Origin of the sequence: Ornithinimicrobium sp. F0845 (genome assembly GCF_023015765.1) — a bacterium.
Lineage (GTDB): Bacteria > Actinomycetota > Actinomycetes > Actinomycetales > Dermatophilaceae > Ornithinicoccus.
In genome coordinates, this window is sequence record NZ_JALKAL010000001.1 from 176,605 (window position 1) to 203,018 (window position 26,414).

General features: G+C 71.3%; 24 protein-coding genes and 3 tRNA genes. 9 read left to right on the forward strand and 18 right to left on the reverse strand.

The window, feature by feature from the left end; all coding sequences use genetic code 11:
- Positions 1-132: 132 nt before the first annotated feature.
- From MWU75_RS00810 to MWU75_RS00830, 5 genes are all read right to left on the reverse strand, one after another.
- Positions 133-981 carry an amino acid ABC transporter ATP-binding protein gene (locus MWU75_RS00810; RefSeq protein ID WP_247087500.1) on the reverse strand — a complete coding sequence of 283 codons (849 nt, stop codon included), beginning with the start codon at positions 979-981 and terminating at the stop codon, positions 133-135.
- A complete protein-coding gene (locus MWU75_RS00815) occupies positions 978-1,829 on the reverse strand; it encodes an amino acid ABC transporter permease (protein WP_247087502.1) in 852 nt (283 codons plus the stop codon). Before MWU75_RS00815 ends, MWU75_RS00810 begins: the two co-directional genes overlap by 4 nt.
- Positions 1,826-2,755, reverse strand: coding sequence for a transporter substrate-binding domain-containing protein (locus MWU75_RS00820; RefSeq protein WP_247087504.1), 930 nt, complete (start codon positions 2,753-2,755; stop codon positions 1,826-1,828). Before MWU75_RS00820 ends, MWU75_RS00815 begins: the two co-directional genes overlap by 4 nt.
- A gap of 77 nt (positions 2,756-2,832) precedes the next feature.
- Positions 2,833-2,906, reverse strand: a tRNA-Phe gene (locus MWU75_RS00825).
- A gap of 181 nt (positions 2,907-3,087) precedes the next feature.
- Positions 3,088-4,545, reverse strand: a complete 1,458-nt coding sequence (locus MWU75_RS00830; RefSeq protein ID WP_247087506.1) for a CotH kinase family protein — start codon at positions 4,543-4,545, stop codon at positions 3,088-3,090.
- Between the two features lie 246 nt (positions 4,546-4,791).
- Between MWU75_RS00830 and MWU75_RS00835 the strand changes: the two genes are divergently transcribed.
- Positions 4,792-5,316, forward strand: coding sequence for a transferase (locus MWU75_RS00835; protein ID WP_247087508.1), 525 nt, complete (start codon positions 4,792-4,794; stop codon positions 5,314-5,316).
- A gap of 189 nt (positions 5,317-5,505) precedes the next feature.
- Here the strand turns inward: MWU75_RS00835 and MWU75_RS00840 are convergent, their stop codons facing one another.
- The 3 genes from MWU75_RS00840 to MWU75_RS00850 form a co-directional block, all read right to left on the reverse strand.
- On the reverse strand, positions 5,506-6,873 hold the full coding sequence (locus MWU75_RS00840) for a hypothetical protein (RefSeq protein WP_247087510.1): 1,368 nt from the start codon (positions 6,871-6,873) through the stop codon (positions 5,506-5,508).
- Between the two features lie 208 nt (positions 6,874-7,081).
- Positions 7,082-7,158 (reverse strand) — tRNA-Asp (locus MWU75_RS00845).
- Positions 7,159-7,214: 56 nt separating this feature from the next.
- Positions 7,215-7,287, reverse strand: a tRNA-Glu gene (locus MWU75_RS00850).
- A gap of 154 nt (positions 7,288-7,441) precedes the next feature.
- Between MWU75_RS00850 and MWU75_RS00855 the strand changes: the two genes are divergently transcribed.
- Positions 7,442-9,154 (forward strand): BTAD domain-containing putative transcriptional regulator, encoded by a 1,713-nt coding sequence (locus MWU75_RS00855; RefSeq protein WP_247087512.1) that lies wholly within the window; start codon positions 7,442-7,444, stop codon positions 9,152-9,154.
- Positions 9,155-9,233: 79 nt separating this feature from the next.
- Here MWU75_RS00855 and MWU75_RS00860 read toward each other — a convergent pair whose 3' ends face one another.
- Both MWU75_RS00860 and MWU75_RS00865 read right to left on the reverse strand, forming a co-directional pair.
- Entirely contained in the window at positions 9,234-9,485 is a 252-nt protein-coding gene (locus MWU75_RS00860; protein WP_247087514.1) for a nickel-binding protein, read from the reverse strand.
- 323 nt (positions 9,486-9,808) lie between these two features.
- Entirely contained in the window at positions 9,809-10,837 is a 1,029-nt protein-coding gene (locus MWU75_RS00865) for a PHP domain-containing protein (protein ID WP_247087516.1), read from the reverse strand.
- 84 nt (positions 10,838-10,921) lie between these two features.
- Here MWU75_RS00865 and MWU75_RS00870 point away from each other — a divergent pair, with 84 nt between their 5' ends.
- The 3 genes from MWU75_RS00870 (at position 10,922) to MWU75_RS00880 (ending at position 13,195) form a co-directional block, all read left to right on the forward strand.
- Positions 10,922-11,383 (forward strand): GNAT family N-acetyltransferase, encoded by a 462-nt coding sequence (locus MWU75_RS00870; RefSeq protein WP_247087518.1) that lies wholly within the window; start codon positions 10,922-10,924, stop codon positions 11,381-11,383.
- 325 nt (positions 11,384-11,708) lie between these two features.
- Positions 11,709-12,605 carry a glycerophosphoryl diester phosphodiesterase membrane domain-containing protein gene (locus tag MWU75_RS00875; RefSeq protein ID WP_247087520.1) on the forward strand — a complete coding sequence of 299 codons (897 nt, stop codon included), beginning with the start codon at positions 11,709-11,711 and terminating at the stop codon, positions 12,603-12,605.
- Entirely contained in the window at positions 12,569-13,195 is a 627-nt protein-coding gene (locus tag MWU75_RS00880) for a glycerophosphodiester phosphodiesterase family protein (RefSeq protein WP_247087522.1), read from the forward strand. The genes MWU75_RS00875 and MWU75_RS00880 overlap by 37 nt, the downstream gene beginning before the upstream one ends.
- 37 nt (positions 13,196-13,232) lie before the next feature.
- On the opposite strand, the gene MWU75_RS00885 is transcribed toward MWU75_RS00880, so the two are convergent.
- From MWU75_RS00885 to MWU75_RS00895, 3 genes are read right to left on the reverse strand one after another with little or no spacing between them, the layout of a single operon-like run.
- Positions 13,233-14,000: a DUF4097 family beta strand repeat-containing protein gene (locus tag MWU75_RS00885; protein ID WP_247087524.1), complete on the reverse strand. Its 768-nt coding sequence runs from the start codon at positions 13,998-14,000 to the stop codon at positions 13,233-13,235.
- A complete protein-coding gene (locus MWU75_RS00890) occupies positions 13,997-14,659 on the reverse strand; it encodes a response regulator transcription factor (protein ID WP_348647727.1) in 663 nt (220 codons plus the stop codon). Before MWU75_RS00890 ends, MWU75_RS00885 begins: the two co-directional genes overlap by 4 nt.
- 8 nt (positions 14,660-14,667) lie before the next feature.
- Positions 14,668-16,062: a histidine kinase gene (locus MWU75_RS00895; protein WP_247087528.1), complete on the reverse strand. Its 1,395-nt coding sequence runs from the start codon at positions 16,060-16,062 to the stop codon at positions 14,668-14,670.
- 131 nt (positions 16,063-16,193) lie between these two features.
- Between MWU75_RS00895 and MWU75_RS00900 the strand changes: the two genes are divergently transcribed.
- Positions 16,194-18,416 carry an MMPL family transporter gene (locus MWU75_RS00900; protein ID WP_247087529.1) on the forward strand — a complete coding sequence of 741 codons (2,223 nt, stop codon included), beginning with the start codon at positions 16,194-16,196 and terminating at the stop codon, positions 18,414-18,416.
- A gap of 144 nt (positions 18,417-18,560) precedes the next feature.
- On the opposite strand, the gene MWU75_RS00905 is transcribed toward MWU75_RS00900, so the two are convergent.
- Positions 18,561-19,064: a MarR family transcriptional regulator gene (locus MWU75_RS00905; protein WP_247087531.1), complete on the reverse strand. Its 504-nt coding sequence runs from the start codon at positions 19,062-19,064 to the stop codon at positions 18,561-18,563.
- A 50-nt stretch (positions 19,065-19,114) separates the two neighbouring features.
- Between MWU75_RS00905 and MWU75_RS00910 the strand changes: the two genes are divergently transcribed.
- On the forward strand, positions 19,115-19,696 hold the full coding sequence (locus MWU75_RS00910; RefSeq protein ID WP_247087533.1) for an AhpC/TSA family protein: 582 nt from the start codon (positions 19,115-19,117) through the stop codon (positions 19,694-19,696).
- 37 nt (positions 19,697-19,733) lie between these two features.
- Here MWU75_RS00910 and MWU75_RS00915 read toward each other — a convergent pair whose 3' ends face one another.
- Entirely contained in the window at positions 19,734-20,459 is a 726-nt protein-coding gene (locus tag MWU75_RS00915) for a DUF2461 domain-containing protein (protein WP_247087535.1), read from the reverse strand.
- On the opposite strand from MWU75_RS00915, the gene MWU75_RS00920 reads away from it, so the two are divergent.
- Together MWU75_RS00920 and MWU75_RS00925 are read left to right on the forward strand one after the other, a co-directional pair.
- Complete coding sequence (locus tag MWU75_RS00920; RefSeq protein ID WP_247087537.1) at positions 20,458-21,387, forward strand: GNAT family N-acetyltransferase; 930 nt, start codon at positions 20,458-20,460, stop codon at positions 21,385-21,387. The two genes, MWU75_RS00915 and MWU75_RS00920, sit on opposite strands and share 2 nt — an antisense overlap.
- Before the next feature lie 212 nt (positions 21,388-21,599).
- A complete protein-coding gene (locus tag MWU75_RS00925) occupies positions 21,600-22,862 on the forward strand; it encodes an MFS transporter (protein WP_247087539.1) in 1,263 nt (420 codons plus the stop codon).
- 78 nt (positions 22,863-22,940) lie between these two features.
- Here MWU75_RS00925 and MWU75_RS00930 read toward each other — a convergent pair whose 3' ends face one another.
- The 3 genes from MWU75_RS00930 to MWU75_RS00940 form a co-directional block, all read right to left on the reverse strand.
- A complete protein-coding gene (locus MWU75_RS00930; protein ID WP_247087541.1) occupies positions 22,941-23,924 on the reverse strand; it encodes a glycine betaine ABC transporter substrate-binding protein in 984 nt (327 codons plus the stop codon).
- A gap of 100 nt (positions 23,925-24,024) precedes the next feature.
- Complete coding sequence (locus MWU75_RS00935) at positions 24,025-24,945, reverse strand: proline/glycine betaine ABC transporter permease (RefSeq protein ID WP_247087543.1); 921 nt, start codon at positions 24,943-24,945, stop codon at positions 24,025-24,027.
- Positions 24,945-26,201, reverse strand: a complete 1,257-nt coding sequence (locus MWU75_RS00940) for a glycine betaine/L-proline ABC transporter ATP-binding protein (RefSeq protein ID WP_247087545.1) — start codon at positions 26,199-26,201, stop codon at positions 24,945-24,947. The genes MWU75_RS00935 and MWU75_RS00940 overlap by 1 nt, the downstream gene beginning before the upstream one ends.
- Positions 26,202-26,414: the final 213 nt, after the last annotated feature.

The following is a 26,414-nucleotide window of genomic DNA, read 5'->3' on the forward strand; positions in this document are numbered from 1 at the left end:
CCGCGTCTCCCGACGCGGGTCCACAGGCGTCCGCCGCGGTGAGGCGCGCAAAACCAGTACGAGAATGCCTGGGGGCCTGCAAAACCCCTGCGAAAATACGTGAGGGGCCCGCAAAACCCCTGCGAAAATTGGTTAGAGGCGGCCGGCGTCGATCACGCGGCGCAGGAACTCCTGGGTCCGGGGCTGGGTGGGCTCGCCCAGCACCCGGGCGGGCGGTCCCTCCTCGCACACCACCCCCTGGTCGAGGAAGACCACGTGGTCGGCGACCTGCTTGGCGAAGCCCATCTCGTGCGTGGCCATCAGGATCGTGGCGCCGCCTGCCGCGAGCTCGCGCACGAGAGCGAGCACCTCGCCGACCAGTTCGGGGTCCAGCGCCGAGGTGATCTCGTCCAGCAGCAGCACCCGGGGCTCGACCGCGATGGCGCGGGCGATCGCGGCCCGCTGCTGCTGCCCGCCGGAGAGCCGGTCGGGGTAGGCGTCGGCCTTGTCGGCCAGTCCGACCCTGGACAGCAGCGCGTGCGCGCGCTGCCGGGCCTCCTTGGGTGCCACGCCGTGCACCACCCGGGGCGCGAGGGTGATGTTGTCGAGCACGGTCATGTGCGGGAACAGGTTGAAGGCCTGGAAGACCACGCCGAAGCGGGCGCGCACGTCGTCGGCATCGATCCGCGGGTCGCTGATGTCCTGGCCGTCGAGCAGGATCTGCCCGTCGCTGATCGGCTCGAGCACGCCGGCGCAGCGCAGCAGGGTCGACTTGCCGGAGCCGGAGGACCCGATGAGGGTGACCACCTCGTGCTCGGCCACGGTGAGGTCGATCCCTCGGAGCACCTCAGCGTCGTCATACGCCTTGACCAGGCCGCGCACGTCCAGGACGACGTCGTCACTGCGCCGCGGACCCGGCGGAAGATCGAGGGAGGTGTCCCGCGCGGCCGGGCCTGGCGGCATACTGCCGTCGCCGGTGGAGGACCTGAGCCGCCGGATCACAGCATCGCCCCGCTCTGCTCGCGGCGCGCCGCTCGGGCCGCGGCCCAGTCGGCGGCCCGCGCGGTGGGGACCGACAGCAGGACGAAGAGGAGGGCGGCCACGACGTAGGGAGTGAAGTTGAAGGTGCTCTGCGAGGCGATCTGCGCGGCGCGCACAGCGTCCAGGGGACCGAGCAGGGAGATCAGGCCGACGTCCTTCTGCATCGCGACGAAGTCGTTGAGCAGCGGGGGCGTGACCCGACGCACCGCCTGGGGGAGCACGACCAGCTTCATCGACTGGCCGTAGCTCAGGCCGAGGGAGCGGGCGCCGAGCCGCTGGCTGGGGTGGACGCTGTCGATGCCGGCGCGGAAGACCTCCGAGACGTACGCCGCGTAGGTGAGCACCAGGGCGATCGTGCCCAGGTAGACCGGGTTGATCCGCTCGTCGGTGAAGCGGAGCGCCGGCACGCCGAAGCCGATGAGGTACAGCAGCACGATCAGCGGGATCCCGCGGAACAGATCGACGAACCCGGTGGCGAGCAGACGCAGCGGCAGGAAGACCGGCCCCCGGAGCGTGCGCAGCACCGCGATGACCAGCGCCAGCACGAGGGTGGCGACGGCCGCGACCGCGAGCACCCGGATGTTGAGCCACAGCCCCTCGAGGATCTTGGGCAGTGAGTCCCACGCGACCTGCGGGTTGAGGAAGGTCGCCTGGGTGCGCGGCCACCCGGGGGCGCTGGTGACGGCCAGGTAGAGGACCGTCGCGAAGACCAGCGTGCTGACCAGTGCGGTCAGGGTCGAGCGCCGCGAGCGTCCCGCGCGCAGCCTGCGGCGGGACAGCTCGAGCGGGGTCGGGTGATCCAGGCTCACTGCAGCTCGGGGGCCCCCGCGACGTCGGCGAGCCACTCGGTCGCCAGGTCGTCCAGGGTGCCGTCCTCGCGCAGGGCGTCGACGGCCTGCGTCGCGCAGTCGGTCAGCGGGCTGCCCAGGTCGAGGACGAAGCCGAGCTGCTCGGTGTCACCGGTCAGCGGCAGCTGCCCCACGATGACGCCGCCTTCGATCTCGACCGCGGTCAGGTAGAACGCGGTCGGCAGGTCGACCACGATCGCGTCGACCTGGTTGTTGTCGAGGGCGAGCTTGGCCTCCTCGTTGCTGTTGAAGATCAGCGGGTCCTGGGTCGGGGCGATGGACTCCTCGATGGAGGCCAGGCTCGTGGTGCCGACCTGGGCGCCGAGGAGGGAGTCCTTGAGGTCGGCCAGGCTGGTGGCGTCGGCCGCGCCGGCCCCCTCCTTGGAGACCACCGCCTGTCGCACGTCGTAGTAGCCCGAGGTGAAGTCGACGGCCTGCCTGCGCTCCTCGGTGATGGAGAACTGGTTGATCGCCAGGTCGAAGTTCTTCGGGCCGGGGGAGATGGTCGCCTCGAACGGGTTGCGCACCCACTCGACGGTGTCGGCCTCGAAGCCGAGCTGCTCGGCCACCGCGTAGGCGACGGCCGACTCGAAGCCCTCGCCGTTGGCCGGGTCGTCGTCCACCATCCACGGCTCGAAGGCCGGCTCGGAGGTGCTCAGCGTCAGCGTCCCCGCGGTCACCGTCTCCAGCGAGTCTGGGGAACAGGCGCCGGCGTCCGCGGTGTCCTCACCGGCGTCAGCGGTCTGGTCTGCGTCGTCCGCGGTGTCCTGGGTGTCGGTCTCGACGGCATCCGTCGGCTCTGGCTCGTCGGCGCCCCCGCCGCAGGCGGTGAGCAGGACGGCCGTGGCCGAGAGGGTGGCGAGGAGGGAGAGGCGGGTGCGGGCCATGTCGTGCTCCAGGGTGTGCGCTGAGTATGTCGTCCGGTCGTCTCGGGCGTGAGCGCAAGCGTATCCCCCTGTTGAGGTGGCCAGGGGCGGGGTCGAACCGCCGACCTTCCGATTTTCAGTCGGACGCTCGTACCAACTGAGCTACCTGGCCGGGTGTGCGTGGGCCGAGGGTGACGTGGCCTGCGCACACAACACGCCGGAGCGATCCGGCGCGGGATCACTATACCCGAAACGCGGGAACCTCCTGTTTCGCGCCAGCAGCCGGGCCGACGCCCGCAACGGCCCGACACCCGCACGACCCTCCGACGCAGGCCCGTCCTTGCGGCTACACCTCAGGCACTGCGGGCGCCGTCGCTGGTTGTGCTGCTCTGGTCGGTGTTGCCCTCGAAGCGGCGGCTCGGCGTTTGCTGCGGCGTCGTCTCCCCGGACAGGACGGCGCTGATCTGCTCGGCCTCGGATGTCACCGTGTCGGCCTCGACAAGGTCCGACGCGTGGTGGGTCAGCACGTCGACCCAGCCGTCCAGCACCTGCTGCGCCACACCGCTGTCGACGAGCTCGGCCTGAAGGTCGGCCAGGGCGTCGCCGTAGAGCGCGGCGAAATCGGCGTTCGCCTCGAACCGCTCTGCCAGGATGTTGCCGCCCATGCCGCCCATGTCGCCTGGTCGGCCGCCGGGGAACCCGTCCTGCTGGTCGTCCGGCGGGGTCATGCCCTCGGGGAGTTCGCCGGGGTTCTCCGGTGGGGTCATGCCCTCGGGGAACTGACCACCGGGGAACTGACCACCTCCCGCCCGCCCGCCGCGGTCATCGCCCATCTGGCCGCCGAAGGCCAGGTTGTGGTCCCAGGCGACCACGGTCATCACCCCGGTGTCGGCATCCCAGCGTAGGAAGGAGTTGTTGCCCGGACCGGCGATGTCGTCGAAGTTGCCCACCAGGTCCTCGAAGGCCAGGTAGCGCGCGAAGGACTCCACGTCCACGTACTCGTCGAGATCGGCGGCGAAGTCCTCGTCGCTGGAGTTGTTCACGAAGTCCAGGAACTCCACCAGTGGGGCATAGTCCTCCTCGCCGGCCTCGACGTCGAAGGCCTCGGTGTAGGCGGTCGGGTCGTCGCCCCGGTAGCTGTAGTCGCCCTCTGCGTCCGCCTTGTAGAGGATGCCCTCGGAGCTGAAGTTCTCCTCGTCCCAGGTGTCGTCGAGGTTCTGCACCACGAGTCGCAGCTCGGACTCACTGCCGTTGACCGTGAAGGTCGAGGCCACGGCGTGCTCGGAGGCCAGACCGGCCGCCTCGAGCAGATCGAGCGCCACCGCCTCGTTGAGCGAGGTCTGGCTGTTGTTGGCACGCACCACGAAGTCGGTGTAGCCATCGAGCTGCTGGCTGTCGACATACTTGTCCAGCCGGATCCGCCACGGCAGCGTCACCGGATCGGTGTCGGCGGTGGCGCCCCGGAGGCTGGAGTTGCCCTTCAGCTTGGCCCCGACGTTCTCGAAGGTCTCACCGTCGATGGTCACCGTGGCCGTGATCCATTCCTTGTCGCCGGAGGACACGTAGGTGTCGATCATCGCGGCGTACTCGGCGTCGTCGAGCTCCAAGGAGAACGAGTGCAGCGTCGAGGCGTCGAATACGGTCTCCTCGGTGCCTGCGCTGGCGCCGGTCGCGGTCAGGTCGGCCTCCCCGTCGACGGCCGGGTCGGTCGGCGGCGGCTCGCTGGTCGGGGTCCCGGTGCAGGCTGCCAGCGCGATCGTCGCGGCCAGCGCCAGCAGTGCGGTGCCACGAGGGCGGGGACGGTGTGTCATGACAGCTCCTTCTGGTGTGGAGCCCCCACTTCACCCCGCGGCGCTCGGCGGAGCCTGTGCCATCCCTGTCAGTGACCTGTGACGTGCGCAGTTGTCCTTGATCCGCACGCCGAGACGGTGTGACGACGCACGCACCGACGTCGGGAACACCACACGTTACTGGAGCGTTTACCTACACGCCGGACGGATTCCGTGACCATTCGGCTTCTCTTACCCCAAACGACATCCCCGAGGGAGGGATCAACTGTGGCGAGGCGTCGCAAGAAGTACATCGAGATTGAGGAAGTGCCCGGCAAGCCGCTGCGCTACTGGCCGCACGTGCTGGGAGGCGGGCTGGTCGCCGAGGGTGCCGTGGTGGACCCGCAGGCCTACGTCCACGAGTCGGCCTACGTGGACCCCGGTGCCCGCGTGCTCCGAGGTGCCCGGGTGAGCTCCGGTTCCTGGGTCGCCGAGGACGCGTTCGTCGATGAAGACGCCGTTGTCGGCACGAACTCGTGCGTCGGGCGTGGCTCCCGGCTGGGTCGGGGGGCCCGGCTCGGCATGCGAGCGATCCTGGGCGACCGCGTCCGGGTGGCCGACTTCCACACCGTCGATGCGGACGAGCGGGTGCCCGCCGGGGCCGTGCTCGGTGTGACGCAGGAGCCGGTGACCACGTCCGCGACAGCAGTGAACCCGCCTGCGCAGCGCGTGCCCGCCCCCGCGAAGGCGGCGGACAAGCCCGCCCAGCGCGTGCCGGCCCGGGCCAAGGAGCTGGACCGCAGCGCCGCCTGACCCCGGTTTCGCGAACTGGTATAAGGACCTGCAGAAATGGTCGCGCGGTTGATGTCGCATTCGACGTCAACCGCGCGACCTTTTCTGCCTGTCGCAGGGAGGGACGTGCACGTGAACGCATCCTTCCCCGATCTGCCGGCGGGTGGCGGGAACGATCCATGCACGTGCACGGCCAGGGAGGGTGGGGCGTCAGCCCGCGGCGTTCCAGGCGGCGGCGATCGCCTCCAGGTCGGGGATGGTGAAGATCGAGTCGATGTCCTCGGCGGTGAGCGTCGGCGCGGTGGTGAGGTCGACCGAGTCCCGGTGATCCTCGCCGTTCGTGAGGTTGACGCGTAGGCCGTCGGGCAGGATGTCCCGCAGCTCCGGGACGGTCTCGACCACGGGCCGCGCCAGGGTGATGCGCACCCCGGGCACCGAGGGCTGGCCCGGCTGCGGGCTGTCCGGGTCGAAGACCGGCAGCGGGGAGGTGACCCAGACCCGCGTGACGTCCTCGCTGCTCAGCAGGTCGAGGAAGAGCGGCAGCAGCTCGTCGTCCCCGCCCGGGAAGCGCACGAAGCGGTTCCCGGCGTCGGCGTCAGGCAGGGAGACCTGGATCCGCAGGGTGAGGTCCTCGTCGAACTCCGGGTGCTCCATGGCCGCGTCGTAGATCCCTCGGACCGCAGCGGGGTCCCGTGTCGCCACCGCCACGCTCATGTGGTTGGGGTCGACGGTGACGGAGGTGACCCCCTCCACCGCGCGCAGCGCGTCGGGGATGTGCGCCAGGTCCGCCATGGCAGCTGCCTTCTCCGGGCTCAGGCTGCCCTGCATGAGCGTGACGGGCAGGCCGGGACCTGCCGCCGCGGTCGCGGCCTCCTGGGTCGCCTCCAGCTCGGCGGTGGGGGTGACGGCGACTCGCAGCCCCTCGTCGGTCAGCTCGAAGGTGACGATCTGTTGCTCGGCGGCCACCGCGTCGAGGGTGGCCTGCAGGGTGTCCGGCAGCTCCGGCCAGGAGTGGTCGATCGTGCCCGTGGGGGTGTTCACCTCGGCCTCCAGGCGCAACTCCCCGTCGCCGTCCCAGACCTGTCGCACCACCTCGGCATCCCGGGTGACGTCCGCCAGGGTGCCCTTGTAGACGGAGTGGCTGCCGTAGATCGCCGCCGGGCACAGCCAGCTGCCCTGCAGAGCCAGCCCGTCGGCATACAAGGCATCGCGCAGCGACTGCATCTGGTCCTGCTGCTCGTTGTCCAGGCAGACCCCGACCCCGTTGGCGACCAGGCCGATCGGCTGGTAGTTGCTGTTCGCGTCGGGAGCCCACGTGGTCAGGTCGTCCAGGATGGTCGCGAACACCTCCGGCGGGGTGTCGTCGGCCAGGACCAGCGTGCCGGCCATCTCGCCGCCGACCCACGGCAGCTTGTCCGAGGCCGCTGTCAGGGTGTCCACGACGTGGTCGGGGTAGGTCTGGGTGAAGTGGTCGATGAACTCCTGCTCCGCCTGGTGCCCGGGGTCGATCCCGCAGCCTGAGGTGAGCACGACGAGGGAGGCGGTGGCAAGGGCCGCGAGCGATCGTGTGGTCCGCATGGTGACGGATCCTTCCGGGCAGGTGTCGAGGTTGCCCGTATGACGTGGGATCGGGTCAGGCCGTTCCCCCCGGGCTCGACGCTCCGGAACCGTACCAAAGGACGGGCGTGGACGCAGCGGACGGCGAGGCACGCCGGGCGGCCCGCGGGTCGGGGGACGGGCCGCGGAACAACAAAGCGCCGCCACCCGAGATGGGTGACGGCGCCGGTGGCGACCCCGACGGGACTCGAACCCGCGACCTCCGCCGTGACAGGGCGGCGCGCTAACCAACTGCGCTACGGGGCCTGGTGTCAGGCCTTCCTGCGTGCGGTCCGTAGACCGCGATCTGGTCCGAAGACCAGTATCCCCAACGGGATTCGAACCCGTGTTACCGCCGTGAAAGGGCGGGGTCCTAGGCCACTAGACGATGGGGACCTGTCCTGCAGGCCCCCCGCCGCCAAGCGCAGCTCGGATCCTTCGAGGACGTCCGGAAGCATACGTCAGCCACGGACCAAACTCCAAAGTGAGTCCTCGCGGCGACCGGTGGGCGCGACGTCGGACTGTCGCCGTCCGGCGTTATGTTGGTGTTGTGGCTGGGGCCCAGCTCCGCGTCCACCTCCTGGGCGGCTTCGCCGTCTCGGTGGACGGGCACCCCCTGCCCGTGACGGCGTGGCGGCAGCGCCGGCCGGCCGACCTCCTCGCGCTTCTGGCGCTGACCCCGGGAGGCGGTATGCCGCGCGACCAGGTGATCGAGGCGCTGTGGCCCGACCTGGGGCCGGCGGCGGGCGCCGCGAACCTGCGCAAGGCCGCGTTCCACCTCCGGCGGCTACTGGAGCTGCCCGAGGCGTGCGTGCTGGAGGAGCGCCGGGTCGGGCTGCTGCCCGGGGGTGAGGTCAGCACCGATGTCGACGACTTCGTGGGACCCGCGGAGAGGGCGCTGGCTGCGGGTGATCCAGCCGGGTGCCGGGAGGCCGCGCAGGCCTATCGCGGCCCCCTGCTGCCCGACGATCCCTATGCGGACTGGGCGGAGGAGCACCGAGTGCGGCTGCGCGATCTCTACCTGGAGCTGCTGGAGGCCGGGCGGATGTGGGGAAGGCTGGTCGCGGAGGATCCGACGCGGGAGCTCGCCCACCTGGAGCTCATGCGCGCACACCTGGCCCGCGGCGACCGTGCCGCCGCGATCCGGCAGTTCGGCCGTGCCCGGCAGGTGCTCCGGGATGAGTTGGGCGTCTCGCCGGGCACCGAGCTGACCGGCCTCTACGAGCGGGCGCTCGAGGCGGAGGGCCGGGCCGCCGCAACGCCCGCGATGCGGGCCCGGGCACTGCTGATGTGGGGCGGCATCCACTACGAGCGGTCCGAGCTCGCCGAGGCCGAGCGCGCGGCCCGTGAGGCGAAGGCCCTGGCCGTGGACGCCGGCCTGACCACCGAGCTCACGGGAGCCAGCGAGCTGCTGGGCCTGACGGCATACTCCCGTGGTGCCTGGAAGGAGGTCTTCGCCGAGGAGTTCCTGACCATGCTGTCGGCGGCCCCGGAGCTGGTGCCCTTCCTCTACGACGCGAACATGTGCATGGTGGAGTTCGCCCTCGGGGAGGCCGACGGGCTGCGTGCGGTGAGTGAGTATGGCGCGGGCCTGCTCGCCGAGGGGGAACGTAGCGACGCGGTGGCGGCTCGCGCGCTGGGTCGGCTGCTGCGGGGGGAGGCGGGGGTGCTGGGCGGTGAGCCGCCGGACGCGGTGCGTGCGGATCTCGAGGTGGCGCTCGAGCTGCACGACGACATCGGTGCGGTGACGGGCCGGACGGTCGCCACCGAGCGGCTGGCACAGCTCGCCAGCGTCGACGGCGACCCGGCACGGGCGCAGCGCGGGCATCGCGAGGCGCTGGAGGCCGCACGGGCGAGTGCGGTGCCGCAGCACCTGGTGCCGTGGGTGCTCGGCGGCATGGTGGAACACGCTCCCGACCTGACCCGTGCGGTCGAGCTGCTCGATCAGGCCGAGGCGGTGTGCGCGGACCTGCAGGTGTGCGCACCGTGCGCGATGGGGCTGCGCGTCGCGGGCGCCAGGGTCGGTGCCGCGCACGGTGACCGTGACCGGGCCGAGGAGCTGCTCGCGCTGGCCGAGCCCGTGGCTCAGATGTGGACCGGCGGGCCGTGGCACGCGGCCCTGGCCGAGGCCCGGGCGCACCTCCTGGCGGGATCTGGTGAGCCCGCTGAGGTGGCTGCTCAGCTGGCCGCGGCCGCCGAGCAGTTCGAGGCTGCCCAACGGCCGCGGGAGGCGGCGCGCTGCCGTGCCGGGGCGGCACTCTGAGACGGGCCGGTGCACGCGTGATGGGGCGGTGCTACCGATCTGATCCGCTCGTTGCCCGCACCCGCGTGCCCACGCTCGGTCAGCCCTGGACGACCGGGTGGATCTCGTCGGCCAGCAGGCCGTGGGCCTCCCGGTGGACCGCCGCCGCGGTCTGCGCGTCGGGAGCTTCCACGAGGCAGAAGATCTTCCCTGCCTCGGCGTCGAGCCAGTAGTTCAGGTACTGCGTCCCGTACTTGTCCTGCACGGACAGGTCGGCCTGGTGGGCCTGGGCGACGGCTGCCGCGTCGGCGCCCTCGGGGATGGTGTGGTGGACGTCCATGAACAGGGCCATGGCGGTGCTCCTTCCGGTGGTGTCGAGGTGCCTCTCACCTCGTGCCACCGACGCTAGGCAGCGGGCCGTTCCCTGGGCGTTCCCTGGCGACGGGGTGCGCTCGCTGGTCGGCCGCGCTCACCGGTTGGCCCGCGCTACTGCCCACGGCACGCTGCCGGGCTGCGTCTTCGAGCGCCTGGGCGCTCCTCGGGCCGACTGCAACCAGCCCGAAGAACGGGGAGGCGCTCGAAGACGAGCGAGCGACTCGGGAGGCTGACCGCCGTCCAACGCCTGGGATCAACTGTGTGGTGGTCGGAGGGAGGGGAGCGGTGCAGTCGCCCTGCTCAGGTGCCTGGGTTCGCCCAGGCGAGGAGCTGCTCCAGCGGCCAGGTGTTGACGATCCGATCGAGGGGGACGCCGAGTCGCTCGGCGCGCTCGCAGCCATAGGCCTGGAAGTCCAGCTGCCCGGGGGCGTGCGCGTCGGTGTTGATGGCGAACAGGCAGCCCGTCTCGATGGCCAGTGTCAGCAGGTCGTCGGGCGGGTCGGTGCGTTCTGGCCGGCTGTTGATCTCGACGGCCGTGTTGCTCTCGACGCAGGCCTCGAAGACGGCGGGCGCGTCGAAGCTGCTCTGCGGGCGCTTGCCGCGGTCGCCGGTGATGAGCCGGCCGGTGCAGTGACCCAGGACGTTGGTGTGTGGGTTGCGCACGGCGTCGACCATGCGGCGGGTCATCGCCGCTGACTCCATCTTCAGCTTGCTGTGGACCGAGGCGACCCGGACGTCGAGCTGGTCCAACAGCTCCTCGCTCTGGTCCAGGGCGCCGTCGTCGAGGATGTCCACCTCGATCGCCTTGAGCAGCCGGAAGTCCGGACCGACGGCGGTGTTGATGGCGTCGACCACGCCCAGCTGCTTGGTCAGCCTCGCAGCCGTGAGCCCGTTGGCGACGGTCAGCCGGGGGGAGTGGTCGGTCAACGCGAGATAGGAGTGGCCGAGCTCCATCGCGCTGGCCACCATCTCCTGGATCGGGGACCCTCCGTCGGACCAGTCGGAGTGGCTGTGCAGGTCGCCCCGCAGCACGGCACGCACCGCCTCCCCGCCCTCGACGAGGGGGCCCCCGACCTCCGCCTCGAGCTCGGCGAGCTTGTCCGGCACCCGACCGGCGCAGGCCTGCTCGATCACGGCGGCCGTCGACGGGCCGATGCCGTCCAGCTGCTTGAGGGTGCCCCGCCGCACCCGCTCGTGGACCTCGGTCTCCGGGATCGCGAGCAGGGTGTCCGCGGCCTGGCGGTAGGCCTTGACGCGATAGGTCGAGGCACGGCTGCGCTCCAGCAGGAACGCGATCCGTCGCAGGGCATCAACCGGCTCGATGGTCATGAGGTCGACGGTAGTTCACGGCCTCTGGTGCCGCCCTCCTGCGGGACGGGCGGGGAGACGGGCGTCCCGGCATACTGTGGGAGCGTGACCGGACCACAGTTGCGCGTCGCCCGCTTCGAGGACCTGACCGCCCGCGAGCTGCACGATCTGCTGCGCCTGCGCGTGGATGTCTTCGTCGTGGAGCAGGAGTGCGCCTACCCCGAGATCGACGGGCGGGACACCGAGCAGGGGACCCAGCACCTGTGGATCGAGGTGGGCGGCGCCCTGGCCGCCTACGTGCGGGTTCTTGAGGGGGACGGCCACGCGATCATCGGCCGGGTCGCGACCCACCCCGAGCACCGGGGTCACGGGCACGCCGCGGAACTGGTCGAGGTCGCGCTGGACCGCATCGGTGACCGGCCCACGCGGATCGGCGCCCAGGCGCACCTGGAGCGGTGGTACGGCCAGTTCGGGTTCGTGCGCTCCGGTCCGGACTACGTGGAGGACGGGATCCCGCACCTGCCGATGGTGCGCGACGCACCGGGCGGGGGACAGCACCGCGGGTGAGGTTGTGAACTTGCAGTGACTCCCGAGCCGGTCCGGCCCCGGACGCGGGTGGAGATCGGGCGCGCCCTGCGGACCGCGCTCCGATTGCTCCGTGCCCGGTGGGTCGTGGTCGCCGTCGCGATGCTTGGCGTCCAGGGGGCACTGCTGTGGACCATGCCTCTGCTCACCGCACTGGTGCGCTGGACGCTGCACCGCCTCGGGATCAGCGGGGTGAACCTCTACACCCTGGACACCGTGGTCACCTCGCCGCTGGCCGTGCTCGTGCTGCTGGTGATCGCCTGGGTGGCGACCCTGCTGGTCTTGGCGCGAGATCACCCTGTTCGCGGTGATCGGTCACCTGGCGCTCGACGGCGGACCGCTAACCTTCACCGCCGTCCTGCGGCGGTCCTGGCAGACGGTCCGCAAGGCGGCCAGCTGGCAGGGTCTGCTGCTGGTCCCGTACCTGACGGTGCTGCTCCCGGTCTCGGGGGTGGGGTTCGCCTCGGTGATGACCGAGCGGGTCGCGCTGCCGAAGTTCATCAGCGGCGAGCTGCTGAAGACCGTGCCGGGGACGGTGCTCTACGCGGGGGTCTGGGTCGTCCTCTGCTACGCCATGCTGCGCCTGCTGCTGTTCCCCGCGCTCCTGGCCGGCTCGGACATCACCATCCTGCAGGCACTGGGCCGCAGCGTGCGACTCACCACCTGGCGCACGCTGCTCGGCTTCGGGGTGGTCGGGCTGGGTGCGGTGCTGGTCGCGTCCCTCGTGCTGACACTCCTGGCGGGTGTCGGCGTGGTCCCGGTCGCGCTGACCGGCACCCACACGGCGGCGGGGGTCGTCCTCGGACTGCTGGAGCTGGCGCGCTTCGCCGTGGCCGGACTCACCACGGCCTTCGTGGCGTTCTTCTTCGTGGCCTACGTCCGCCAGGCGCACGGCCGACCGGTGGAGGTGCCACGGGCCGGTGTCTCCAGCCGAGGCACCCGGGTGGCGGCCCTGGGGCTGGTCGCCGTCGCTGGGCTGAGCGCGCCGCCCACGGTGGTCACCGCGGCCGACGCGGCGGTCCTGGCGGCGCAGGTGGACCCGCGGATCATCGGGCACCGCGGCAACCCCTCGCAGGAGGTGGAGAACAGCATCGCGGGGCTGCGTTCGGCGCAGGCGGCTGGTGCCGATGTCGTCGAGACCGACATCCAGGAGACCCGGGACGGGGGGTGGGTGGTGATGACGACGTCGGGCTCGGCCGGTTGACCGGCGACGACCGGAACGTCTATGAGCTGACCGAGGAGGAGGTCACCTCACTCACGCTGCGGCAGAACGGGCAGAGCGCCCCGGTGCCGACGCTCGAGGCGTTCGTCGAGGAGGCTGACGACCTGGGGGTCCGGTTGCTCGTGGAGGTGAAACCGCACGGCCGCGAGCCGCCCGGCTTCGCGCGCCGCATCGTCGCCCAGCTGGACCGGCTCGACCCCGACCACACCCACATGATCCAGTCCCTCGACCGGAGCCTGATCGAGGAGATCGCCCGGCTCGACCCCGAGCGTCCGACGGCCTATGTGGTGGGCTTCCAGATCGGTGAGCTGCCGCCCACCAGCACGGGGGCGGTGGTCATTGAGGCCTGGTCCGTCAGCGACGAGATGCTGGTGGATGCCCACGCGCAGGACCGCGATCTCTACGTCTGGACGGTGAACGACCTCGGCGACCTCACCGATCACCTCGCTCGCGGCGTGGACGGCGTCATCACCGACGAGGTCGCCCGGGCGTCGGCGGCCCGGGAGCGGTTGGTCTCGGGCCCCGTCCCTCTCTATGTGGAGCGGGCCCGCGGGCTGGTCACCCTCGGGTAAGCAACCCCCGCCGGCACCAGAGACGGTGACCGGGCGCCTAACCCCGGCGCAGGGTGATGTCGCCCACGGCGGTGCGCACGTCGATCGTCCGCGTCGAGGCCTCGTCTGTGGCCAGGGTGTTGCGCACCTCGCCCACCGAGGCCGTCGCCACCACCCGGTAGGTGGCGTCGCCGGGCACGGTTATGGTCACATCGCCCGTGGAGGAGCTGGCCTGGAGGGCGACGGGATCGGCGATCAGCTCGAGGGTCACGTCCCCGACGCTGCTGCGCGCCGTCACCTGCTCGCTCCCGAGACCGGTCGCCGTGAGACCACCCACGCTGGAGGTCAGTGACAGTGGCCCGGTGACGTTCTCCACCGTGACCTCGCCGACCGCGCTCACCACGGTCACCGCGGTGTCGGCGGGCACCAGGATCTCCCACTGCACCGAGCAGGTCGCCCACCAGCGGTTCTGACAGGTGTCGGTGAGGGTGGCGGTGCCTCCGTCGACGGCGACCTCGGCCTGCGCGTCGACCAGTCCGGAGCGCAGGGTCGCCTGGGCACCAGGCTGCTCGCCGGCGCCCACGGCCCGGATCTCGACGTCACCGACATCGCTGTCCACGGTGAGCTCGGACAGGTCCGCGGGCAGCGCGTGGCTGGTCCGCTCCGTGCTCTCCAGGAGGCGGCTCGCGGTGGGCACGGCCAGGGCGAGCACGATGAGCACGGCCACGATGCCTCCGATGATGACGATGAGACGTCGGCTCGAGGGGGCCATCGGGGGGCGCGGGGGTGTCGGCGCCGTGGTCGGTGGGTTCTGGGTCGTCGTCATGACTGCTCCTGGCTGCCGTGGTCGAGCCACCGCAGCACCGCCAGGACCCTGCGGTGGTCCTGGTCGGTCGGGGGCAGGTCGAGCTTGGTGAAGATGGAGGAGACGTTCTTCTCCACCGCGCCCTCGCCGATGAACAGGCGCTGGGCGATGGCGGCGTTGGTCCTGCCCTGCGCCATCAGGCCGAGCACCTCGCGCTCGCGGGGCGTCAGCCGGTCCAGGGGGTCGGCGTTGCGGGCCCGCGACAGCAGCTGCATCACCACCTCGGGATCCAGCACCGTGCCGCCGCCGGCCACCTCCCGCAAGGCCGCGATGAAGTCGGCGGTGTCGGCGACCCGGTCCTTGAGCAGATAGCCCACCCCCTTGGCCCGGCTGGCGACGAGCTCGGTCGCGTACTGCTCCTCGACATACTGGCTCAGGACCAGCACCGTCGTGTCGGGATAACGCTCCCGGACCTCCAGGGCCGCCCGGATCCCCTCGGAGGTGAAGGTCGGGGGCATCCGGACGTCGACGACGACCAGGCCCGGCCGGTGCTGCTCGACCGCCTCCAGAAAGGTGACGGCGTCCGGGCAGGCGGCCACGACCTCGAAGCCGCCCTCGGTGATCAGGCGGACCAGCCCGTCGCGCAGCAGCGCCGAGTCCTCGGCGAGCACGACCTGCACAGGCGTTGTCATCGGGTCTCCTCCGGGGCGGTGTCGGGGGTCGGTATGTCGTGGCGCGGGTCGGTGGTGCCGGTCCCGGTCGGTGGTGGGCCCGGCGGGGGTGGGCCATAGGGGTCGGCAGCGGGCACACGTCGGGCCGGCAGGAGGATCTGGACGCGGGTCGGGCCACCGCCGGGGGACTCGAGGTGGATCACGCCGTCGACCGCCATGACGCGCTGGCGCAACCCGTTGAGTCCGCTGCCGCCCCGCGGGTCCGCGCCGCCGACCCCGTCGTCCTCGACCTCGATCACCAGGGCGGGTGGCGTCAGGCCGTGGTCCAGGGCCAGCCGCACCCGGGCGCGGTCGGCGCGGGCGTGCTTGGCGACGTTGGTGAGCAGCTCGGACACGCAGAAGTAGCCGATCGCCTCGGTGGTCGGGTCCAGCCGACCGATCTGCGCGGCCTCGACGGTGACCGGCACCGCTGACCGGGCTGCCAGGGCCGACACCGCCGCGTCCAGCCCGCGGTCCGCCAGGATCGGCGGGGTGATCCCGCGGGCCACGTGGCGCATCTCGGTGATGGCCTCCTTGGCCGCCAGGTGGGCCTTGTCGAGCAGCTCCCCGGCGCCATCGGGGTCGCGGGCGAGCCGTTCCCGGGCCATGCCCAGGTCCATCGCGATGGCGACCAGACGCTGCTGCGGCCCGTCGTGCAGGTCCCGCTCGATGCGTCGCCGTTCGACCTCCACGGAGTCGACGGTCTCGCTGCGCGAGGTGGTCAGTGTCTCCACCCGTTCCGACAGGTGCGCGATCTGCTCCTCAGGGTCCTGCCCCAGCAGGCTGCGCGCCAGCCCTGCGTCCACCTGCGTCAGGTGGCGCGCGGCGAACGGCGCGACGAGCAGGACCGCCAGTGCGGCGATCCACGCCGCCGCGACAGCGCCCGGCTGCTCCAACGGGACCAGGCCGAACAGGCGCGCCTCGTCGTGCGTCACGAGGGTGCTGGTGAGCGGCAGGGTCAGCACCGCTACGCAGGTGGCCAGGGCGAGGCTGGTCAGGGCCCCGGTCAGCAGCCCCCAGAGCGCGTGCAGGCCGGAGTATGCCGCAGCTCGCCGGTGCGCGCTGCTCACCCCCAGCGTGGTCACCCACGGCGGCTCGCCGGAGGTCTCGCGGGGGACGATCCGGTGGCTCGTGAAGGCCTCGATCCGGCTCCGCTCGCCCTTGGCGAACAGCCAGGTCAGCCACAGGGTGGGCCACAGCAGCAGCAGTCCCAGGCCGGCGGCTGCGAGCAGGATGACGCCGATGAGCAGGCACAGGACCAGGGCGAGCGCGACGAGCCCGGTCAGCAGGTTGAGCACCAAGAAGGCCACGTGCGCCCAGCCCTGCCACCACTGGCGGAGCAGGCCGGGACGGGGGAGCGCGGTGCTGGACATGCCCCAACCCTAGGAGCGGGACGCGCCGGCCAGCAGCCCGTTAGCAACCGCGTCGTGGTGGGGATAACCCCCCGAGCGATCAGGGTGGTCACGCCAATGTCTGCGAGTCGTCATCTCTGCAGGCTGGAGACATGATCCAGAACCCGACTGAAGTGATGTCGCCGCCCCGTGCCCCGCAGGCACGGAGCGAGTCCGCGGCCGAGGACGTCGCCTACCGTCCCGAGCTGCCACGCAGCCCCGTCGCGCTGTTCTCGGCCCGGCACAAGTGGCTCGTCCTGGCCACCTCCCTGCTGGTGGTCCTCGGAGGCGTCGGACTGCTCGGCACCCTGGGGATCACCACGCAGCACGTCAACGAGCAGCTGGTCGGTGACTCCGCCGTGGCCATGGAGATCATGGACGGTGCGGACTTCGGGGACGCACCGACCGAGTTCGTCATCGTCACCGACCCCGCCGGTGCGCTCGACCCGGGCCGCGCCCAGGCTCTGGGCGCCGAGCTGGTCGCCACCTACCAGGACACCCCGGGGGTCACGAGTGTGGGGGAGCCGTTCCCGGGCGTCGACGGGAGCCTCGTGCTGCCGCTGGAGTTCGCCGCGGACGCGGACGGCGCGGCCCTGGAGGTTGACGGCTCGCTCGAGGCCACGAGCGACCTGGCCGACCAGCACCCCGATCTCACGGTCGGCCAGTTCGGCCAGACCTCGCTGGACCAGGAGATGAACGAGACGGTCGGGGAGGACTTCGAGCGCGCCGAGCTCTTCGCGATCCCGGCCACCCTGATCATCCTGCTGCTCGCCTTCGGCGCCGTGCTGGCCGCCGGCGTGCCGCTGCTGATCGGGCTGGGCAGCGTGGCGGTCGCGCTCGGCCTGACGGCTGTCATCTCGACCTGGGTGCCGGTCGACCAGAACAGCCAGGCCATCGTGCTGCTGATCGGCCTGGCGGTCGGGGTCGACTACGCCCTGCTGATCGTGCGACGGGCTCGGGAGGAGCGGCACGCCGGGGCCTCGGTGCTCGACTCGATCGGCATCGCCGGGGCCACCGCCGGCCGGGCCGTGACGATCTCCGGGCTCACCGTCGTCATCGCGATGTCCGGGATGCTCGTCGCGGGCGGGATGTTCACCTCGCTGGGGCTGGGGGCCATGTTCGTGGTCGCCGTCGCGGTGGCGGCCGCGATCTTCGTGCTGCCCGCCGTGCTGGCCCTGCTCGGAGACCGCATCGAGGCGCTCCGGCTGCCGTTCACCCGGCGGCGCGAGGCACGCCGCGGCACGGACCGCTCGCTCTGGGGCCGTCTGGCCGGCGCGGTGACCCGGCGGCCCGCCACCGCCCTCCTCGTCGTCGGAGGCGCCATGGTCGCCCTGGCGATGCCCGCACTCGGGATGAAGACGGCCATCGGGGGCGTGGAGACACTGCCGCAGGATCTGGCGGGCGTCCAGGCCTACCAGCAGTTCCACACCGCGGTCCCGGCGGAGGGCGATGCCCTGCAGGTCGTCGTCTCGGCTCCGGCGGAGGCCGCCGACGAGGTGGAGGCGGCGCTCCTGGGAGCCGCCGACCGTGCCGAGGGAATCGAGCTCGTCTCGGACGCCGCGGACCAGGTCGACCAGTCCGTCGACGGCACGGTCACCGTCTGGAACATCGGCGTGGAGGTCAGCAGCAGCGACGAGCGGTTGAGCGCCGTCGTCGAGGACGTCCGCGGGGAGGTCCTGCCGCAGTTGCGTGCCGACCTGTCCGACGTGCCGGGCGCCGAGGTGCACCTGGGCGGGCAGGCCGTCGTCACCGACCTGACGTCGTGGATGGACGACCGGCTGCCCTGGGTGGTGGGCCTGGTGCTGACCCTGTCCCTCGTCGTCATGCTGCTGTCGTTCGGCTCGCCGTCCCTCGCCCTGGCCACCGTGGGCCTGAACCTGTTGTCGGTCGGCGCGGCCTACGGCGTCCTGTCGCTCGTCTTCGGCGGCACCTGGGCCGAGGGGCTGCTCGGGTTCACCTCCACCGGCGCGGTCGCCTCGTGGATCCCGATGATGCTGTTCGTGCTGCTCTTCGGCCTGTCGATGGACTACCACATCTTCGTCACCAGCCGGGTCCGCGAGGCCTTCGACGGGGGTCACTCCGCGCGCGAGGCCATCCGCTACGGGGTGGCACGGTCGGCCGGCGTGGTCACCGCGGCGGCGGCCGTGATGGTCGGTGTCTTCTCGATCTTCGGGACGCTGTCCATGCTGGAGATGAAGCAGCTCGGCGTGGGCCTGGCCGTCGCGGTCCTCGTCGACGCGACCGTCGTGCGCGGCGTGCTGCTGCCCGCGGTGCTGGCGCTGCTGGGGAAGCGGGCGCACACCGGCCCCGCGTGGCTGCCCAAGCTGCACCACTGAGAGCGGGACCATCTGAGGCCATCCGCGAGGGCCGACCCACCACGGGCCGGCCCTCGTCGCCGCGGTCTGGGGCGCTCTGGCGCCCCCGGCTTCCCCACGAGATCCGGGTGGGGACGGCGGTGCCGCTGTGGCAGGCGGGCCGCGCTAGGTCCCGGGCTGGTCGCCCACCAGCCCGGCCCGAGCGGTCGCGCCGGCCTCCGCCGTGCGCCGCAGGAAGTCGGCGATCAGGTCGAGCTGCTCCGGGGTGTAGGCCGCGCACAGCGAATCCATCGCATCGTTCATCCCGGCGTAGTGGCCGATCAGCTCGCGGTTGCGGTCAGGGAGGGGTTGCACGCGCACGGTGCGCCGGTCGGTGGCCTCCGGATCGCGCTGCCGAGTGATCCACCGAGCCCGCTCGAGCCGGTCGAGGATGCCGGTGAGCGTGGCCGGGTGCAGCCCTGTCAGCCGGGACAGCGCCGAGGGGGTGATCGGCCCGTGCTGGTTGATCAGGTCGAGGCAGTCCAGGTCGGCGTCCTTGAGGGCGACCAGGCCACCCACCTCATGCTGGAGCACGGCCAGCTGGCTGCGCAGGGTGCGGAGCGCCAGTTTCACCTGGGTGGTTGACGATCGCTGGCGGCGCCGCTCTTGTGCAGATAGTTCGAAACTCATAACATATCCTCCACGAACAATATTGCTCTCAATCTACCAAGGGGTGACCCATGGACAAGCCAGAGACCAGACGGTTCGTGCGAGGAGATATCGTCCCGCGCCGTGTGCTGACCACCATTGACGGGACCCGTGTGGCCGTCCCCGATGCCGATGCCCTGATCCACCTGCAGTTCCGCCGGTTCGCGGCCTGCCCGATCTGCAACGTCCACCTGGGGACCCTTGTGCGCCGTCATGAGGAGATCAGTGCGGCAGGGGTGATCGAGGTCGTGGTCTTCCACTCAGAGGCCAGTGCCATGCGTCCGCACCAGGCTGGCCTGCCGTTCGCTGCGGTTGCCGACCCAGAGCGCGTCCTCTATGACGAGTTCGGCGTCGGGCGGTCGGTGCGCTCGCTGCTGAACCCCCGGGCGTGGACGTCCCCACTCAATCCAGCCGCGTGGCAGGTCGCCGCACGGGAGTGGCGCGACCCGGACTCACGCCCCTTCCAGGTGCGCGGTGGCTCGATCACGGGCCTGCCCGCCGACTTCCTCATCGCACCCGGCGGGGCGGTGCAGGCCGTCCGTTACGGGCAGCACGCCAACGACCAGTGGAGCGTTGACGAGCTGTTGGACCTCGTGGAGTCCGACGCGGCCTGACAACGTCCGGTCATCACGCCGTTTGCCCTCAGGGCCCTCAGGCGCTCACGACCGGGCGCAGCCACTCCAGCAGCGGACGCACAGCGCGCCAGTCCACCCGCACCTGCTCCACCAGCCGGGGCGTGGTGACGATGTCGGCGTCCTCGACCCACCGCATCGCCGAGATCGTCCGGTGCCGCAGCAGGTCGATCCGCTCGTGGTCGCGAGGAAAGCCCCGCGGCGCGGTCTTGAGTCGGTCCCCGCCGACCTCCCACCCGGCCTCCCGCAGCTCCCCGACCAGGCGCTCCAGCTCGGCCCCGCGCGGTCCGGCGACGTCCGTCCGAAACGCCGCCAGCACCGCCGGCTCCATCTGGTAGCACCCGCCCCCGAGACGGAACCCCTCGGCCGACACCTCGGCATACCAGCCGGTGCGTGAGCCGGTGGTGACGTATCCACCCTGGTGCGTCTTGTAGGGGCTCTTGTCCGCGGAGAAGCGCACGTCCCGGTTCGGCCGGAACACCTTGCCCGACCCGAACTCCTCCTCCAGCTCGGCCAGCAGCGCGGTCATCGGGCCGCGCACGCTGATCTCGTAGCGCTCGCGCTGCGCCCGCCAGAACCCGGTGCTGTTGTCCAGCTCCAGCTCGGCATAGAAGTCGGTGGCATCGTGCGGGAAACCCTCGAACGTCATGGGCGACAGAGTATGCCGCGAGCCGGGGCCGTCGACCCGGTCACCGGCGGCGCGGGCTGGGACGGAGGCCTGTCCCGGGTGCAGAATCGTCCCCATGTCCCTCACCTGGCGAACAGTGACCCGTGACGACGTCCGTGCGGTGGTGGCGTTCACCAACCTGGTCGGCGAGCGCGACGGCACCGGGGAGGTCACCACCGAGCAGGCGACGACCGAGATGTTCGAGGCGCCACGGTTCGACGTCTCGACCGACGTGGTCACCGTCTGGGAGGACGACGAGCTCGTGGGGCTGGGCAGCGTCTTCTGTCGCGACACGGTGGTCGAGGGGCGCGCGATGGTCAGCGTCCAGGGTGCTGTCCACCCCGACCACCGCGACCGCGGTCTGGGCAGCGAGCTGTTGAATCGGCTGGAGGCCCGTGCCCGCGAGCTGGCGACCGAGCGGCTCCCCGGAGAGCCCGTGCGGCTGCGCACCTCCGGCGGCCTCCCGGACTCCTCGGCCCAGCGGCTGCTGGAGGACCGCCGATACCGGCCGGACAACTACTTCATCACGATGCAGGTGCAGCTCGCAGACTGGGTCGACCAGGGTGAGGAGACCGCCGCGGTCCGCCCGGACGCAGAGCAGCTGAGCGCCACCCGTGACGCCCACAACGACGCGTTCCGCGACCACCGCAACTTCAGCCCGATCCCGGAGGACCACTGGGAGTTCTGGGGGAAGTCCTCCACGCAGCGGCCCGAGCAGAGCCGCGTCGTCGTCGAGGGCGATCGGGTGCTGGCCTACTCCCTGGTCGCCGAGCACGAGCCCGGCGTGAGCCACGTCGAGCTGGTGGGCACCCGCCGCGAGGCCCGCGGCCGCGGTCTGGCCCGCCAGGTGCTGCTGAGCTCGCTGCGGGCTGCCCGTGCTGCGGGTCAGCGGGTCAGCGAGCTCGAGGTCGACTCGACCAGCCCGACCGGCGCCGACCGCCTCTACGTCTCGGTCGGCTACCAGCCGGTGCGGGTTGTCTCGCGCTACGTCCGCGACGTCGACTGACGAACCGCTGCAAGCACACAAGTCGGCGCGGCGTGTGCCGAATCCGCGCCCTGGCGTGCTTTCTGCACATGCCGGCCCCACGCCTTGATGTCACTGGTGGTCGGGCGACCCGCCGGGAGCCGGTATCATGGGAGCTGCACAGGGACTTCACGCGCCAGGGGCTGGGATGGCGCGAGTCCGCTGTACCCCCCTCGGAGGTTCTGTTGTCACCCGTGGCGTCCTACCGTCACCTCTTCTCGCTCACCGGCCCGTTGTATGTCGTCGTGGCCTTCCTCGGTCGCCTGCCGCTGGCGATGTCCCAGCTCGGTGTCCTCCTGCTCGTCTCGGGCGTGACCGGCTCCTACGGGGCCGGCGGTGCGACGGCGGGTGCGCTCGCCGTCGCCAACGCGATCGGTGCGCCGGTGGCCGGCGCCCTCACCGACCGGCTCGGTCAGCGCCCGGTGCTGCTCGTGCAGTCGGTCGTCGGCTCGCTCGGACTGTTCGCGGTGGTCGCGCTCGCCGGCACCTACGAGAGCGGCGACCCGTGGTGGCCGCTCACCCTGGTCGCCGCCCTCGCCGGTGCCTTCACCCCCCAGGTCGGGACGATGGCCCGCGTCCGCTGGCGCCCGATTAGCCGCCGGGCGGGCCGGGAGAAGCGCGAGCTCGTGGACGCCGCCTTCTCCTACGAGGGTGCCGCCGACGAGGCCTCCTTCGTCCTCGGCCCGGCGCTCGTCGGCCTGGTCGGCGCGCTGCTGAACCCGTCCGCCGCGATCCTGGCTGCCGGCATACTGCTGCTGCTGTTCGGGACCTGGTTCGCCGTCCACCCCACCGCCGGCCTGGTCGGCCCCTCGACGGTGAGCGCGCAGGCCGCCGCCCGCCTGCTCACCCCGGCCCTCGTGCTGCTCGCGCTGGTGCAGCTGTCCGTGGGCATGGTCTTCGGGTCGGTCCAGACCGGCACCTCGGTGCTGGCGACCGCCGCCGGGGAGCCGGGTCTCACCGGCCTGTTCCACGCCCTGCTCGGGGTGGGGAGCGTGGTCGCGGGCCTGGCAGTCGTCGCGGTGCCGGAGACCTTCGCCTATGAGCGCCGGCTGCGGCTGTTCACCATCGCCCTGGCCCTGCTGTCGCTGCCGCTGCTCGCGGTGGATGGTCTGGGATTGCTCGCCGTGGTGCTGCTGGTCCTCGGGCTGGCGGTGGCGCCGACCATGATCACCACGTTCACCGTGACCGAGCGGATCACCGATGTCCGGCGCCTGGGGGCGGCGATGACGATCCTGGCGGCGACGACCGGCATGGGGTATGCCGTGGGGTCCAGTGTCGCCGGGCGGCTCGCCGACTGGGGTGGTCACCGGCCGGCCTTCGCGGTCACCGTGGCCGCGAGCTTCCTGGCGCTTGGCCTGGCGCTGACCGGTGCGCGCACGCTGCGGATGGCCCAGGCCCGTGCGGCCGCGGCCCCCGAGCGGGTCCCCGCCGGGTCGGTCCCCTCTGTGTCCGCCTGACAGAGCAGGGCCCCGACCGCTGGTGCGGTCGGGGCCCTGCCCGTCCAGGACCGCCGGGTGGCCGTCCGTCGGGGTCTGTCAGCTCGCGGGGATCACGTCCGGGAACTCCTCGAGCCAGGCGTCGATGGCCTCGGCCTCGTTGCCCTCGCCGAACTCGTTGACCACCATGTCCTCGAGAGCGCCATACTGCTCGTCGTTGAGCTTGATGGAGCCGATGATCTCGGCCGCCTGCGGGAACTCCTCGGAGAAGCCCTCGGTGGCCAGGAAGTGCAGGGCCTCGGGCTCACCCAGGGCACCCTCGGGGTCCTCCAGGTCCTTGACCGGGAAGGCGCTGTTGGCCCAGAACGGCTTCCAGAGGGTGACCACGATGGGCTCCTCGTTGTCCGTGGCGTCCTTGAGCTGGGCCAGCATCGCGGTCGTCGAGGACTCCACGAGGGTGAAGTCGTCCAGCCCGTAAGCCGGCATCACCGACTCCTTGGTCGTCCGGGTCAGGCCGGCGCCCGGCTCGATCCCGATGATCTCGCCGCCCAGCTCGTCCACGTGGTCGGGCAGGTCGGCGATCGACTCGATGTCGCTGTAGGTCGGGACCGCGAAGGTGAGCTTGGCGTTGTCGTAGTAGGAGCCCAGGTCCTCGATGCGGTCGCCGTACTCCTCCATGTAGTCGGCGTGCGTGGCCTCGGGCCAGGCGCTCGGATACATGTCGACGTCGCCGTTGGCCACCGCGGAGTAGAGCAGGGCCGCCTCGGTCAGGGTCTGCATCTCGACGTCGTAGCCCTCCTCGGTGAGGAGGTGCTCAAGCAGGTAGGCGGTGGACAGGCCGTCCGTCCAGGACGGGATGAAGCCGAGGGTGATCGTGCCGGAGGCCTCGCCTCCCGCCGCCTCGGTGTCGGCGGAGTCGTCGGCCATGTCCTCGGAGCCGTCGTCGCCGGCGCCCTCCTCGGCCTCGGCCTCGGTGCCCTCGGAGTCGCCGCCGTCCTCGGAGCCACAGGCTCCGAGGATCAGGGAGAGGGCGAGCGCGGACGTGATCACGCCCGCGGCGCGTCGGTTGCGCTGCAATCTCATGGGATCGTTCCTTTCTTCCTTCTGGAGCCGGCACGGGCCGGCCTTGCTCGGACAGTCGGGGGTCTCAGATGCAGTTGGGGGTCTCAGGTGCAGTTGGGTCTCAGATGCCGGTCGTCACGCGCTGTGCCACGGATCGACCCCTGCTGCGCCGGATGAGCGCGCCCAGGGACTTGTCCGACCCCGACCCGCCGATGGAGGCGGTGAGCCGGTCGAGGTAGATGGCCAGGACGACGACGGACAGGCCGGCCTCGGCGCCCAGGCCCACATCGAGGCGGGCGATGGACTCCACGATGAGCTTGCCGAGACCGTCGGCCCCGGCCATGCCGGCGATGACGGCCATCGACAGGGCGAGCATGATCACCTGGTTGACGCCGGCCATGATCGTGGGAGTGGCCAGCGGCAGCTGGATGCCGCGCAGGATCTGTCGGGGGGTGGCCCCGAAGGCCTGCCCGGCCTCGACCGTCTCGGCGTCGACCTGCCGGATGCCCAGCTCGGTGAGCCGCACCCCGGGTGGCAGCGCGAAGACGATCGTGGACAGCAGGCCCGGCACGAAGCCGATGCCGAACAGGATCACGGCCGGGACCAGGTAGACGAAGGCAGGCATGGTCTGCATGAAGTCCAGCACGGGCTGCACGATGTTGCTGACCACGCGGTTGCGGGCGGCCAGCACGCCGATCGGGACGGCGATCAGGACCGCGACCACCGTCGCGAACACGACGATCCCCAGGGTCTGCATGGCCGCCTCCCACATGCCCATGGCCACCACGGCGGACAGGCCGAGCGCCGAGCCCACGGCGAACTGCCACGAGCGGAGGATGAGCCCCAGCAGGACCAGCACCACGATCATCAGGTCGGGCGGCACGAACAACAGGGCGTCGATCAGCCCGTTGATGAGGGTCTCCAGGACGTCGCTGAACGTGCGGAAGATCTCGCGGAAGTTGCCGGTGAGCCAGTCCACCCCGCTCTCGACCCAGTCGCCGACCTGGATGCTCGGGATGACCGTGCTCTCCTGGTCCTCCATCAGACCACCTCCGCCGTGCTGCCGTCGATCGGGGTCTGTATGTCGTGAGGAGATACCCCGGGCGTCTCTCCGTTGCCGCCCGGTTGCCCGTTGCCCATGGCCGCCAGGAGGGTCACGTCCGGGATGACCCCCAGGAGTCGGCCGGCGTCGTCGCGGACGATGAGCGGGGCCGGGCTGCTCGCGGCCTCTGCGAACAGGTCGTTGAGCGTCGTGTCGGGGGAGGTGAACCGCAGCCCGTCCCGATAGAGCGGGAGGGCGTCCTGCCCGTCGTGCACGGCGGAGGCTACCCCGTGCGACCACAGGAGCCCCTCGACCGTGCGGTCCCGGTTGACGACCAGCAACCAGTTGAGCTGGTGCTCGCGCATGAGCTTCTGCGCGGCGCGAGGGCCTGCGCCCGACCCGAGCAGGGCCACCGGCTGTTCCATGATGTTGGCGGCGGTGAGGACCCTCGTGCGGTCGACGTCCTGGACGAACTCGGCGACGTAGTTGTTGACCGGGTTGTTGAGGATCTCCTCGGCGGTGCCGATCTGCTCGATCCTCCCGTCGCGCATCATCGCGATGTGGTCTCCGAGACGCATGGCCTCGTTGAGGTCGTGCGTGATGAACAGGATCGTCTTGTCCAGGCGCTGCTGCAGGTCGATGAGCTGGTCCTGCATCTCGCGGCGGATGAGCGGGTCGAGCGCGCTGAACGCCTCGTCCATCAGCATGATGTCGGTGCCGGCGGCCAGCGCCCGGGCGAGCCCGACCCGCTGCCGCATTCCCCCGGAGAGCTCCGACGGCAGGGAGGCGCCCCAGCCGTCCAGCCCCACCATCCCCAGGGCCTCCTCGGCGCGGGCCTCGCGGTCGCTGCGGTTCACCCCCTGCACCTCCAGGCCGTAGGCGGCGTTCTCCCCGACCGTGCGGTGCGGCAGCAGGGCGAAGTGCTGGAAGACCATGCTGACCTTCTCGCGGCGAACCTGCCGCAGGGCGGCCCCGTCGAGGCTGCTGATGTCGGTCCCGCCGATGACGACGGACCCGGCGGTCGGGTCGAGCAGGCGGTTGACGGTGCGGATCAGGGTCGACTTGCCCGAGCCGGACAGACCCATCACCACGAAGATCTCCCCAGGATCCACCGAGAAGGTGGCGTCAATGACGGCCGGGGTCAGGCCCCGTGCGCGCAGCTCCTCCCGGTCGCGTCCCTCCTGCAGGGCTCGGACGCCCCGCTCAGGGCGGCGCCCGAAGATCTTGAATACTCCGTGGGCCTCTATCGCAGACACAGGTCTCCCGTTGTCGGTGTCACAAACTCTCGGCACCCACACCACGAAGGACGGCCAAGACACTCAGGGGCCGTCACGAAAAGCGCAGACTCGGCATGCCGAGACCTCTCGACCGTAGCAACCTGGGCGACCAGGTGCCACAAAGTCACCGGTTGGTCACGCCGGGATCACAAACAGGTCAACGAAATTCGAGTGCTCAGGAGGACGGTGGTG